The organism is Shewanella sp. 2_MG-2023, from assembly GCF_030548905.1.
Lineage (GTDB): Bacteria > Pseudomonadota > Gammaproteobacteria > Enterobacterales > Shewanellaceae > Shewanella > Shewanella electrodiphila.
The window spans coordinates 49777-64385 of record NZ_JAUOSO010000015.1 but is presented as its reverse complement, the minus strand read 5'-3'; the positions used below and the strand labels follow the sequence as shown (position 1 = coordinate 64385).

Sequence of the window (14609 nt, the reverse complement as noted above, 5' to 3'; positions counted from 1 at the left end):
AAAGTACTGAATCACTGCTAAAATATATGCCTATAAAAAAGAGTACGAATCGAATTCAATATGACATCTAAAGCACAACCCCAATTTGGCAAAGTCACTATTATTGGTAATGCCAATGGTGATTGGCAAGCTGCTACTCACGGTTATACCATTATATTTAATGGCACTATTGCTAGTGGCGATAACATTATCAATATTTGTAATGGTCCTTATGCAGGTTCAACTGAAGATTTTGTCGTTACTGGACCTCATAGTGATTGGTTAACAACCAATTTATCAATAGTCGCTCGCGAATTAGAATTGAAGCTCAAATGCTGGCCTTCATCTGGGTTAGTCAGTTTTGTGTTATTTAGTCGATTAAACTGTGAGTTAGCACTTGAAAGAATGTCATTACTACCTAGCCTTAAACGCAGTGAAGATATGTCGTTAAAACAACATTTACCCTGTGTTGTTCATAATTGGCTTGGTGAACGTAGGATTGCAATAGAAGTTCATCAACAAAGTAATGCACAACAAGCTATGTGGCCTGCTCTATTATTGAATGAAACGGCAGCACGGAAAACTGATTTCCAGACTCAAAAATCTAGCCGTGTTACACAAGTTATACCTATAACTGATTCTATTCAGCATCAAATACATGACCCATATCAGTTAATGATTGAGTTAACGTTACAAAATCAAAGCTCCCATGCTGCCCTCAATAATTTACGATATCTTAACCAACTTCCGCAGTCTGCTTGGTTGGCTGCAGTGACACAACAAAAACTGCTTGATGTTGAACAAGTGTTTTTCGACCAATACCCTGAAAAATTATCAGGCTTTTGGTATTTATCTGATAATGAAGCTTCAACATGGTTAGATAAAATTCGTTTTAATTTAGCAATGTGTCAGCAACATTTATCTGGCTATCAGTAGATTTAAGAATTTACTTTAACAATACCCTTTTCTTTGCTTATCAACACCAAAGCATTATTTATCATTGCCTATTTCTCTGCTAATACTATTCATACAAGGATTTGTTATCAAATAGTACTAATAGAAGGAATAGTTGATGAAATGGCTTCCAGCAATATCAATCGTCTCGATAAGCTTAATTACACTAGTCACCCCATTCAAAGATGCTCAGGCAAAACAACCAAAATTGATTTTACAAATCACTGTAGATCAACTCAGGGGGGATTTATTGCAACGTTATCAGCAGCATTTCTCTGACGATGGCTTTGAATATTTAATCAATGAAGGGGTTTATTACAAAGAAGCTCATCATCAACATGCGATTACTGAAACGGTTGTCGGGCATACAACGCTAGCCACAGGAGCACATCCTTCAACACACGGCATGGTGAGTAATTTATGGTTTGATAAGCAAATGCAGCAACCAATTTACAATGTACAAGATGAACAACACCCACTTTTAAGTGCAAATGCTGCTGTCGATGCGAAAAATGAAATCGATCCCACACAAAAAGCCAGTAAAGTTGAAGGCCGTTCACCAAAAAATATTATGGTGACTACGTTTAGTGATGAGCTTACTGCCAGTAACAATGGCCAATCTAAAGTCTTTGCAGTATCAGTTAAGGACCGCGGAGCTATCACATTAGCAGGTCACACAGGAAAAGCATTTTGGTTTTCTAAATCAGCCGGTGAATTTGTTAGTAGCGATTATTATTACAAACAATATCCACAATGGGTAACAAACTGGAATAAAGCGAATCCAATATCGACATATGCCAACACCCAATGGCAATTATCAAAACCTGCTCAGCAATATTTATTCGGTGATAATCAGAATCACGATTGGAAAACAAAATTGCCAGGTTACGGAATTACATTCCCACATGAATTTGGCCCTAGTGATAACCCCTACTTTAGTACTTTTTTAACCGTAAGTCCTATCGGTGATGAAATGACTGCTGATTTCGCTAAAACAGTCATTACTAACAATAATCTTGGTAACAATAGTCATGATAACCAAATCGTGACTGATTATTTATCGATAAGCTTTTCGTCAACCGATTATGTTGGCCATATCTTTGGCCCATCCAGCTTAGAAGCAGAAGATAATCTACTGAGACTCGATAGGACATTGGCCTCTTTATTTGGTTTTATTGATGACAACATTGGTTTAGAAAACACACTGATCGTGTTATCAGCTGATCATGGTGCTCCTGAGGCGCCGGGATACTTAACGCAATTTGGTATCAAAGCTAAACATTTCGACTTAGCAAGTTTAGAAAAAAATGCTGCCATTCAGTCTTTAAAAAGCAAATGGAAAATTACAGGGGATTTGTTTGTTAATGCATGGCAACCCTATATTAATTTGGATCATGACAAGCTAGCTAAACAAAAAGTGCCATTAGCGGAAGCAACAACACAAGTCGCTAATATACTCAATAGTGTTTCAGGTATTCATCGAGCATATAGCTTTAATCATTTATTAAATGGCAATGTGCCTAACGATGAAATTACTCAAAAAGTGCAAAACAGTTTTTACCCTAGCCGCTCAGGAGATATTTACTTAGTTTTTGAGCCAAATGTGTTTGTGGCAGATTTTGACGGTCTCAATGTTGCCTCTGTACATGGTTCTCCGTGGCGCTATGACACCCATGTTCCTATTATATTTGCTGGCATGAAACTTAAAGGACAAACTATAAACAGGCCTGTTGCAACTGTCGACTTAGCACCGACACTCAGTGCATTGATGAATATCAACGCTCCTTCAAGTGCTGTCGGATACCCACTAAAAGAGGTTTTGGTAAAGTAGCGACAAGCTTCTCAACGTAAATCCACCTCAATTTATAGATGTTGGTGTAAAGGCTGCTGTAGGCAGCCTTTCTCATTATAAAAATGATTAACTCATAGTGAGATTGAATTTTACAAATAGTCACAGGTTTGGTGTTGGTGATTTGTTAATTAGACCTTAAGATAGGGTTAATTAATCTTGGGTACAGTTTTAATATGAAATTCAATCAGCTAGTTGTTTTTATTTGTTTAGTCATCATTTTTGTTATACATCAAACTCACTCTGTCGCTGCTGATTATGTTGGTGTTGAACAATGTGTTGACTGCCACCAGCAACAGTATTCTGACTGGCAAGCTTCTCATCACGATATGTCCATGCGCCATGCTAGTGAAGATTCCGTTCTCGGTAATTTTGATAATCAAACACTTCAAGAAAACAATCAATCACATAGGTTTTATCGTAAAAACACTCAATATTGGGTCAATACCAAAGGACCTGACGGTAAAAGCCATGACTATGAAATTAGCTATACATTTGGCTATGAGCCATTACAACAATATATGGTTAAATTTCCGGATGGTAGAGTGCAACTTATTCCACTAGCTTGGGATAGCAGAGATAAAGGCCAAGGTGGCCAACGTTGGTTTAATCTTTATCCTGACATGGATGTACATGATGAGTTTTTTTGGACTAATAATGGCCAAAACTGGAACTATATGTGCGCAGATTGCCACTCTACAAACATCGACAAAAACTATGATAGTAAAACAAACACCTATAACACCACTTGGTCTGAAATTAACGTTGCCTGCGAGGCGTGTCATGGGCCGGCAAGCGAGCACATCATATGGGCTCAAACTCCTAATAATACGAATCCCTTAAATGGCTTTGATCGCAACTTGAAACCTAAAGTTGGCTCATGGGAATTTACGAAAGGACAAAAAATACTTCAACCTAAACAACTGACAGATTCCGATCAGTTAGATACTTGTGCCCAATGTCATAGTAGAAGAGCACAACTCAATAACAGTCATGACCCTATTAAAGGTGATTTTTTCGATAAATATAATCTAAATGCAATTACACCAAGTTTATATTATCCCGACGGACAAATTTACGAGGAAGTCTTTGTCATGGGGTCGTTCAAACAATCTAAAATGCACGCTGCTGGCGTTGTATGTAGCGATTGTCATAATCCGCACAGTACTAAACTTAAAGCGCCAATTGAATCAATTTGTTTTCAATGCCATTTACCTAGCGAATATACTTCAGCCAAACATAGTCAACACCAAGATGGAACTGAAGCTGCTCAATGTGTAACCTGCCACATGCCAAAAACAACCTATATGGAAGTAGACCCTAGAGCAGATCATAGTTTTCAAATTCCTAGACCCGATATTAGTAAAAAAATCGGCACACCAAACGTATGTACCTCTTGTCACAATGAAAAATCTAATCTATGGGCTGTTAATGCCCTTGAAAAGCAATTTCCAGACTCCAGTTATCAAAACAGTGACAGTTTTTCGTTAGCATTCGCACAAGCATCTGCCGGTGTGCAAACAAGTGGAGATAAGCTTTCATATATTGCTCAAAACCACCTAGAATCCAACATTATCCGGGCTTCGGCGCTTAGTAGAATGGATAGATTCCCAAGCCAAAATACTATGGTCGCAGTGATGAGAGGTATAAAGCATAAAGACCCTCAAATAAGATTAGGTGCATTAACCGGTTCTGCTCCTTATCCGTTTAATGACCGCTGGCAAATAGTCAGTCCATTACTCAGTGATCCTGTATATGCTGTCAGAACTGAAACTGCCAGCACTTTGATGAGTGAATGGCAAAATATGAATGATGCTCAAAGAGCACTATTGACCCCTGCTTTGAATGAATATATTGAAATTCAACAATTCAATTCTGACCGAGGTTTCGGATTGATGAACCTCGGTAATATTCACAACGCTAAAGGCAACATAACGCAAGCAGAAAAACTTTACTTAAAAGCCATCGAGATAGAACCAATATTTGCAACAAGCTATGCAAACCTTGCAGACTTATACCGTCAACTGGGTGATGATGAGAGATCATTAGCCACCTTAAAAAAAGGGATTGCGAATCAACCAAAGGCAGCATTGTTAAGGTACAGCGCTGGCTTAAATCTTTTCAGACAGCAACAACTAACAGGTGCGATTGATTATTTTGAGCAAGCAACTGAGATTGAAGCGACTAACCCACAATATTGGTATGTACTAGGTCTTGCGCAAGAAAAAGTCAGTGTTACCCAAGCAATGAAGTCGCTTACCAAGGCTTATGAAGTTGGTGGCAATCCTCAACATCTATATGCGCTTTGTGAGTTTAAAATTAGGCATCGAGATCCAACGACACAAGCTTGTATCAATCAACTTGCTAAGATAGTCCCCCCGCAAGTTGTACAACAATTGATAGGACAATAATTGATAGGACAATAATTGATAGGACAATAATTGATAGGACAATAATTGATAAGACAATCATTCTTTAAATAATGGCTTCCTCTCTTTTGAACGAGTGAGGAAGCAATTATATGAATGCATGTTGAGTATTTTAGTGCTGCAATATTTTCGTAGCAAAATCGAAAGGATTGCTGAGTATAATTCATCCTTATAACTGTATTTCCAACTAAAGTTGGCGTTATTAACCCACCATCTCACTATAATATTGAGTACTACTTTATTTAAAAGTTAAAGATGAATTTTACGCTAAGGGATAAATTGAATATGGATATTACTTCTATACGGTGTATCACATTAGTTGTGGCTATATTGTCAATATCATCTTGTTTAGCAGAACAAGTCAAAATTTGTCCAACAAACCAACACCAATTAAACTGGTCTGGTGGCGGTGCTTACCCTAAAATTTTAAGCCACAACGATAAAGTTTACTTAATATCGGATGTTTCAGGGATCTGGAATGCGGGTTTTGCAGAAGCTGAATGGCAACAAACTAATTCAGGTCTTGCTAACCTGAGTGTATCGAATATTGTCTTTTCTACATCTCAACCACTCATTGGTTACGCAACAACAAAATCAGGTATTTCTAAAACCATTGATGGGGGTGAAACATGGCAAGACCTCAACAACCTCCCCGATAACGTAAATTTCAAACGATGGGAAACGTTCAATAACATCGCGATCGATGAGTCAATACCAACTGAATTCATTTTTGGTGACAGAAAAGGCAATATCTATCGTTATGAATCTGAACATGCTCAACTACTGATCACAACCCCATCAGAAGAAGTAATTTCAAGTCTTATTGTTAGTAATCAAGGCACTATAGTGGCAGGCACATCAACTAGCCGTTATATTTTTCGTCAGCTAGACGATCAATGGCAACTGACGAAACAACATCCGAGTACGACACTGGATCTCACAGTAGCTGGATTAAATGACCAGCAATATCTATTTGCTACCAGCAACAATCAGGTATTAATTTCTGTTGATGACGGTGTGCATTGGGAGTCTCTTAATCTTGAAGCACACATCTCTGATACGAGTGTGGCACATAGACTCGCGGTCAAGAGTAATAGCTTAGGTGAGTTCAGTCTTATAGTTGCTTGGTATGAAGATTGGAAGTCGGGGATCTTGGTCAGTCATGATTCAGGGAAAACCTGGCAAAACAGTTTAAAAGAAATTGATTATTCAAATACAAACCCAACCCGAAGTTGGAACCAGAACGATATCAGTAAAATCATGTCGGTAAACTTTGATTACAAAGATGAAAACATACTCTACTTCACGACTTATTGGGGCATATGGAGGAGTATTGATGCTGGCGAGACTTGGACTGAAAATTTCAAAACTGGCGCCTCTAACACTGTGGGTTCAGGTATTGCTATTACTGAAAATGGTGATGTTGTTACCGCTTCAATGGACGTTGGCCTCATCCGGTACCCAACAAATGGACAACCCACGTCACTTTTACCAATCGCTACAGACCAATATTTTGATAACGATATGGCGGGACATTTCTGGAATGTTATTGTTCAATCTAAAAAAATAATCGCCACCAGCAGCGCCTGGCAATCTGAAGCAAACCAAATAGTCATCAGCGAAGATAGTGGCGTGACTTGGCAGCGTGTCAGTCAGGGACTTCCTTCTTATTATTCTACAGACTGGCCAATTTGGAGCAAAGGTTATGCTAGAGCTTTAATCGCTGATAAAAATGATCCAAACAAGTTCTATTTAGGCATTGATGGTCATGGTTTATATATTTCAACGAATGGTGGATATGAATGGCAGCGCTCGCTTACTAAGCCTCCAAGTAAACGAATTTATAATGCTTTAGATCAAGATAAATTAAACAATATTTTATACTGGGGTACAGCATCCAATGGGGTTTATAGTACCAACAATGATGGTGAGACATGGGTTCATACTGGTCTTAAAAAGAAGTATATATATGACCTTGTAGTTAGTCAGGATGGCGCTGTTTATGCTGGTTCTGCTAATTCTGAACAGGACGGACATGGAGCTGCAGTCTTCAAAAAGCAAAATCCAGAAAGTGAATGGGAACTGGTTAAAGACTTTAACGTCGTAGGTGCTGTTGATGCCCTGGTAGTCGATCCACTTAATCCAGAACGAATTGTCGTGAGTTTAACCAATTGGATTCACAAAAACGAAGGTGAATTACATATCAGTAATGATGCTGGTATCAATTGGCAAAAAATTAATGCTAATGTCGGAATTGGTATAGCCGATTTAGTCTTTTCAACATGTTCTCAGCAATTATTTGTAGCTGGATATTCCCAAGGGATCAGCCAAATAGATATAAGTGATTATTCAGCTATCCAGGATTTAAACGTTAACATTAACAATTTTTATAAATTACAAGATAGTTGGGCTTGGTCTTATTACGAAGATGAACAAGCCAGATCCGTATGGAAAAGTGATGCTGCTATAAGCTGGAAAGTTACCGTAGAAAACACTAAAAATATTGCTATCAATTTTGAATCGATAAATAAACCTGGAGAAAGAAAACTACCTGACAACTACCCTGGCTTTATAATAGAAGTTATCGTTAATGGTGAGTCAAAGGCTCAGTTAACTGTGCCCGCCTCAGACACAGAGTGGCAACAATCGTCAATTCTAATTCCTATAGACACTACAGGTGAAAAAATCATAGAGCTTAAATGGTTAAATAACATATCTAGCCCTGCAACTGACACCAATTGGGGCTTACGCAAGATTTCGATGAGTCAGTAAGTTGAACACTATCAATCCAAAAATGCGCTAATCTAAAAATGGGTTAATCTAGAAATTGGTCAATCTAGAAAGAGTAATAGCTCAACAAAATTTATTGAGTGTTTTTTGTGATAAAAAACATCATGTCAAGCCTGCAGTATATGTAAACCTCAAGTCGTTATGGAGTCATACAGATTGTTCCCAACAGCAAATTGTAACGTCATTTCCGTTTGCATTTTTCTTAATTCACTTTTCATTATGTAATATCCGCATTTCCATTTTTCGGAATCCAAATTGCAAAAAATGAAATAACCCTTCGTTATAACTGCTCAACATCAAACTTTTATCAAAAATTATGCTCAGTTGAAACTGTCCTTAATTAGCATTAATTGATTAAAAACAAATCAACAACGATTGTTTCATAAAAAGTTCAATCAAGTGTTTTAACTTTGATTCAGGTCAATATTTAATCTATCCATCCCGTTATATTGGGATCAGGCAGTTTGTTCCTCCCAAACGGAATAGGTTATAACATGGATACACATTCAGCTTTATATCATCGGTGTAAAAGCCGTTTAGCAGAACTACGTGAATCAGCGCCTCGACAAACCGTAACGTTAGATGAAAAACTAAAAGAAAACGGTATAACAAGACGCGAATTCATGACATGGAGTGCTTCAGTAACCGCATTACTTGCACTTCCCCTTCCTTTTACCAACTTAGTAGCTGAAGCCGCAGAGCTGGCTGACAGAGTTCCACTCATTTGGTTACATATGGCCGAATGTACAGGCTGCTCTGAGTCGCTAATCCGCACTGATACGCCCAACCTCGACAGCTTAATCTTCGATCATATTTCATTGGAATATCACGAAACATTAATGGCAGCTTCTGGCTGGCAAGCTGAAGAAAACCTTGAACATGCCATGGAAGCCTACAAAGGCAACTATTTATTGGCAGTTGAAGGCGCCATTCCAACAGCAAATAACGGTGCATTTCTAACTGTTGGCTGTAAAGGCCACACTGGAATGCAGATTGTCAAAGAGGCAGCTGAAGGTGCTGCGGCGATTATTTCGGTGGGAACTTGCGCAGCGTTCGGTGGTGTTCAAGCGGCAGCGCCAAACCCTACAGGTTCCAAAGGTGTTCAAGACGTTATTGATAAACCTGTTATTAATCTAGGCGGCTGCCCGCCAAGTGAAAAAAACATTGTCGGCACTTTGATGTATTTCATTATGTTTGGAAAACTACCTGCGCTTGACATGTTCAATCGACCTAAATGGGCTTATGGCGCACGCGTACACGATAACTGTGAAAGACGTGGACGTTTTGATGCAGGCGAATTCGTTGAAACATTTGGCGATCAAGGCGCAAAAGATGGCTACTGCTTATATAAAGTGGGCTGTAAAGGACCGTACACATACAACAACTGCCCTACTGAACGTTTTAATCATCATACAAGCTGGCCAGTATTAGCGGGTCACGGCTGTATTGGATGCTCAGAACCTAATTTCTGGGATGACATGGCAGATTTCGAGAAACCATTAGGGAGACAGTTATTGCATGGGGTTGATGCAACAGCTGACACCATTGGCGCTGTAATACTAGGCGCAACCGTTGTTGGTATAGGTGCACATGCTGTCGCAAGTCTATTTGCTAAGCCTTTAGAGGAATAACTCATGAACAAACGTGTTGTAATCGATCCTATTACTCGAATCGAAGGTCACCTGCGTGTAGAAGTCGAAGTTGATGAAAATAATGTTATTAAAAAGGCTTGGTCTTCTTCTACTTTATGGCGTGGCATTGAAGTTATTTTAAAAGGTCGTACTCCGATGGATGTGGGCCTTATTGTTCAACGTATATGTGGTGTCTGTACTTATTCTCATTATCGCTGCGGAACAGAAGCGGTAGAAAATGCATTAGGTGTGAAAATTCCTTTAAATGCAAAATACTTGCGCTCACTGATGCAAACCTCTTTGTATATGCATGACCACATTGTTCATTTTTATCATTTACATGGTTTAGATTGGGTTGATGTGGTTTCAGCATTGAGCGCGGATCCCGCATTAGCAGCACAAGAGGCAGGTAAATACACTGCAAATCCTATCGCTGCCGGTGAAGGTGATTTACGCGCTGCACAGGAGCGCGTTAAAGGTCTCGTGGATACAGGTAAGTTAGGGCCATTTGCCAATGCCTATTGGGGTAATAGAACCTATCGATTTACCCCAGAGCAAAACTTAATCGCTTTATCACATTATTTAAAAGCGTTAGAAGTTCAACGCGTCGCTGCAGAGATGTTAGCCATTTTCGGCGGCAAATCCCCTCACCCACAATCGCTAGTTGTAGGTGGCGTCACTTCTGTTCGAGACATGTTAAGCCCTGCTCGTTTGCAAGAATGGAAGCAAAAACATGCCATAGTGCAAGATTTTATTATTCGCGCATATAAAGCCGATATTGTGATGGCTGCAGCGGCCTTTGGTAATGAGCCAAGTGTGCTAGGGGGCGTTAATGTAAACAACTTTATGGCAACTAATGACTTTGTGCTGGCTCACGGTCAATACATGTTTGATCAAGGCGTGATAATGGCTGGCGATCTTGCTGGTGTGACAGACATTGACCCAGATTCAATCAAAGAAGATGTTACGCACGCATGGTATGAAGCTGATGGCCCACAACATCCCTATGACGGAACGACCGTACCCGATTACACCGGTTTCGTCGAACGAGATACTGTCTACGGAAAATTACCTACAGTAGATGGCGATGGAAAATATAGCTGGGTTAAATCACCTCGATACAAAGACGAACCCGTTGAAGTTGGTCCTCTGGCATCATTATTGGTGAGTTATGCTCGTGGAAACCAAGTCGTCGTTAGTGCAGTAAACGGATTACTTGAGGCAACAGGCTTACCTATTGGAGCCTTATTTACCACGCTTGGTCGAACAGCTGCTCGGATGCTACAAACTGTTATTGTCGCTGAAGAAGGGTTAAAGACATTTGATGCGATGCTTATCAACATGCAGTCAGATGAAAGTACTTACGTTACGCCTGAGATTGATTCAACGAAAGAGTACGTTGGGCACGCGATGATTGAAGCACCGCGAGGCATGCTCAGTCATTGGTTAAGGATCAAAGGTGGTAAAATTGAAAACTACCAAGCGATTGTCCCTACTACCTGGAATGCTGGGCCGGTAGACGCCAACGGTAAAGTTGGTCCGTATGAAGCTTCGTTAATAGGCTTAGAGCTTGAAGATCCGAGTAAACCACTTGAAGTCATTCGTATAATTCACTCTTTTGATCCTTGTATGGCATGTGCAGTTCATGTCATGGACTACAAAGGCACAAGTTTGGGTGAGTTCCGTATTGACCCTAATGGTCTTTAATCGTTTCGCAAACCAAAGAGGAATTGATTATGACTCAGGTTGCTACCCATCATAGAGAATTAATTTTCTCGCCTGCCATCCGAATATTTCATTGGATTAGGGCATTATCGATTGTAGTACTCATAGCTACTGGATTTTACATTTCTTGGCCATTTTTAGTGGCACCAGAATCATCCGATGTATTAGTTCAAGGATGGATACGTTTTGCCCATGTTATTTTTGGCTTCGCATTAACCAGCGTCACCATAGTGCGTTTTTATCTGTTTTTCTTTGGAAGGAGTTCCATTGAAAGACGTTCAGTTAAAGATGTATTAAGTATTAACAGCTGGATAACCCAAATTAAATCTTACATTTGGATGGGGCACCTTAATAAAGCTGGTGTATATGGTCCACTACAATTCGTCACTTATGTAGGTATTTCATTGGCAGCATTATTCATGTGTATAACGGGTTTAGTGCTTTACGCTAATGTGTACCATGAAGGATTCGGTGGATTAATATGGGAGATTTCAGCTTGGTTTACTGCCCTTATGGGAGGACTGGCACAAGTTAGAATTTGGCACCACATTATCACATGGGCATTTATTGCATTCATGGTTATCCATGTTTACATGGCTGTTTGGTCAGGTATTCGCTTTAAACATAACTCTGTTGACTCAATTGTCTCTGGTTATGATTACCATAAGGATCACTAAGCCTTGTCTACTACTCTACTCATCGGGATAGGAAACGTACTGTACGCTGATGAAGGTATCGGCGTACATTTCGTTAATTATATCCAAGAGAAATATCAGTTTAACCACCCAACAGACAGCATTGATTTACTCGATGGTGGCACACTCGCACAAGGGTTAATCCCTATTCTATGTCGCTACGATAACTTAATTGTTGTTGATACTGTCAACAGTCCAGGAGTTAATCCAGGTGAAGTATATTCTTTTAACTTTGATCAAGCGCCACCGGAAATCGATTGGCAAGGCAGCGCTCATGAAGTTGAGATGCTGCAAACCCTTATCATGATGGAAATGGTTGGCGATAGACCTGATACCCATGTTGTGGGGGTTACACCAACAGTAATAGAACCGATGACGTTGGGACTGACACCTTCTATCCAAGCAGCGGTCCCCACTATGGAAAAAGTATTGCTTAAGCACCTTACTGAACAAGGGTTTACTTATCAGCAAAAAGCTGAAGTCGATATTAACGCACTTATTCCTGATTCATATAAACGCGGAACACTAGCATATGCCTAAAATCAGTTTTAACTTTTTTTGCCATCGCGATATTCCTTTATATGCAGATCTCTGTAATTCATACCTCGCGGATAACCGTTTTGATTTTACTGTCGGCCATAATATTAATAATGGCCAAATCGCTCAACATGCCCAATTCACACCGATACATACTTACTTTATTGAAGTAGAAGCTTCACAGTCTGAATTAGCCCAATTAGCTGATGAAATAGCGGCTAAATTTTTATATTCAATTTGGCTTAAAAGCGCCGAAGTCATTGCTATCGACGTAAGAAAAGGCACTAAAACGTGTTTACAACACCAAGCAGTCCATCAAGGTTATTGCAGTGAATGTGAACCATTGATTTCGAACTTAGATAACAGCTCAGATAAAGACTTATATAAAGGCTTAAATAAAGAAATAGATATAGCCGTTCCTTGCCCCCACTGTTTAGGTGAGCGCAACCTTAAACAGTATGAAATTGGTTTCAATCAGCAAGATATATCAAACCTAGTCAACAGGATACTGCAAGGTGAAGAAGTTTGGATTGGCCAGCAAGAAAACTCACTTAGTTTGAGTTTGAATCCCATCATTACTAATCAAACCACAGAATTACATCCTAATCTCTTAGAACTAAGTTCCTTGCAGCAAGTGTTGATTACCCACCCAGCTGTTATTTCATCTTCTTTTATCATTAAACAGCACCAATCTCTTGCTTTATCTAGCTTCGAGAAACCTTTTCTAAAGCTTGCCCCGAATAAAAAATCAAACAATAACCGGAGTGAACTGAATCAAGATTTAAATGATAGCTATTACAATGTGACTTTCGCTGACAGCCGGTTACTCATTCGTGTTGCAGCACTATTAAAAAGACAACAAATTAATTGGTTATATATCAAAAAGCCACAAAATAACCTTAGCGTGTCTTGGGTCAATAATGTGTGGGTTCAAAACCAAACGACAACTGACTTAAACTTTGAAGCCCCCATGCCAAAGCACGATGACAATCGATATCTTAAAGGTAATCATATATATAATGTGTCGTGGCAAAAAAATACGTTGAAATGTACCGTTACTGAATCAAATGAAACATTAGCTAGCAGTCTGATTCAACAAAAACCATTACAAGGTATAGACGCAGCAACTTGTGCTTTACACGCTGGTTTATTAAATACGGGTTGTGTCACTAGCATTAATAGTTCATTAGAGGCTTCTTCTAGTCTTAAAAAGCTCGCTTGTATTTATTTATCAAATAGTCAATCAAGCTCTGTGATTACTCAAAATCAGCAAGGCGAAATTAGTTCATTTTTACAAATGCCTACACTGCCACAAAGTGGTCAGCAATTAATTGAAGAGTTAGTCGCCTCTGATATGAACACTATATTTAACAAATATTGTGTAGCCTACCCTGAAGTATTCAAGTTACTAACTGATTTTACGTTAACTTCAGGGGCTCAAGCAGATAGCTTGCAAACCTTTATGGCATACGCAGCGTTAATAGTATTACCTGATGAAGAAGTTAGAAAGAATGGTCCTAGTTCACCATTTTCTAACGCCCCTGCTTGTAATGTTCCTATTGCTAATGCCCCTGTTTGTAATGCCCGAGAGTTAGCAGACAAATTCCACGCATTGGCGCAAAGTTATCATGGCAATAATGCTCCTAGAGTCGATTTTCCGCTGTGTGCGATTAATAGTGAAGATAACAATGCCCTACATAAACGTTCTATTAATTGGCGTAAAACACTCGCAAGTTTAATGAGCTTTAAATTAGCGGGTGCCAACCCTGCAATTTTAGCCTTTGGTTTTTTTGATTCGTTAACCGACTATTTGAGCAACTGGATAGATCATTTAGAACAAGAGCAAGGCATAGATGCGGTAGTGTTAGCCGGAAACGACTTTAGTTATGAAGTCATGGCAAACAGATTGTGTATCCGACTTGGCAAAAACTATCCTTTAGTTGTGAATCGTCAACTTGATTTAGAAGGTGCCAATATTGCTGTTGGTGGTTTGTACCTTGCTAAACGACGTCGATAGGAG

The 14609-nt window shown here is 39.4% G+C and carries 9 protein-coding genes; all 9 read left to right on the top strand.

What is annotated here, in order from left to right:
• Positions 1-60 precede the first annotated feature (60 nt).
• The 9 genes from Q4600_RS15270 (at position 61) to Q4600_RS15230 (ending at position 14606) form a co-directional block, all read left to right on the top strand.
• A complete protein-coding gene (locus Q4600_RS15270; RefSeq protein ID WP_303517160.1) occupies positions 61-915 on the top strand; it encodes a hypothetical protein in 855 nt (284 codons plus the stop codon).
• Between the two features lie 136 nt (positions 916-1051).
• The gene (locus tag Q4600_RS15265) at positions 1052-2764 is read left to right on the top strand and encodes an alkaline phosphatase family protein (protein ID WP_303517161.1); all 1713 of its coding nucleotides are present in this window, start codon (positions 1052-1054) and stop codon (positions 2762-2764) included.
• 194 nt (positions 2765-2958) lie between these two features.
• Positions 2959-5193, top strand: coding sequence for a tetratricopeptide repeat protein (locus Q4600_RS15260; RefSeq protein WP_303517162.1), 2235 nt, complete (start codon positions 2959-2961; stop codon positions 5191-5193).
• Between the two features lie 303 nt (positions 5194-5496).
• Positions 5497-7983, top strand: coding sequence for a hypothetical protein (locus Q4600_RS15255; protein WP_303517163.1), 2487 nt, complete (start codon positions 5497-5499; stop codon positions 7981-7983).
• 512 nt (positions 7984-8495) lie between these two features.
• Entirely contained in the window at positions 8496-9632 is a 1137-nt protein-coding gene (gene hyaA, locus Q4600_RS15250; RefSeq protein ID WP_303517164.1) for a nickel-dependent hydrogenase small subunit, read from the top strand.
• Between the two features lie 3 nt (positions 9633-9635).
• On the top strand, positions 9636-11339 hold the full coding sequence (gene hyaB / locus Q4600_RS15245; RefSeq protein ID WP_303517165.1) for a nickel-dependent hydrogenase large subunit: 1704 nt from the start codon (positions 9636-9638) through the stop codon (positions 11337-11339).
• A gap of 29 nt (positions 11340-11368) precedes the next feature.
• Positions 11369-12034: a Ni/Fe-hydrogenase, b-type cytochrome subunit gene (gene cybH / locus Q4600_RS15240; RefSeq protein WP_303517166.1), complete on the top strand. Its 666-nt coding sequence runs from the start codon at positions 11369-11371 to the stop codon at positions 12032-12034.
• A 3-nt stretch (positions 12035-12037) separates the two neighbouring features.
• Positions 12038-12592 (top strand): HyaD/HybD family hydrogenase maturation endopeptidase, encoded by a 555-nt coding sequence (locus Q4600_RS15235; protein ID WP_303517167.1) that lies wholly within the window; start codon positions 12038-12040, stop codon positions 12590-12592.
• Positions 12585-14606 carry a hypothetical protein gene (locus Q4600_RS15230; protein ID WP_303517168.1) on the top strand — a complete coding sequence of 674 codons (2022 nt, stop codon included), beginning with the start codon at positions 12585-12587 and terminating at the stop codon, positions 14604-14606. The genes Q4600_RS15235 and Q4600_RS15230 overlap by 8 nt, the downstream gene beginning before the upstream one ends.
• Positions 14607-14609 lie beyond the last annotated feature (3 nt).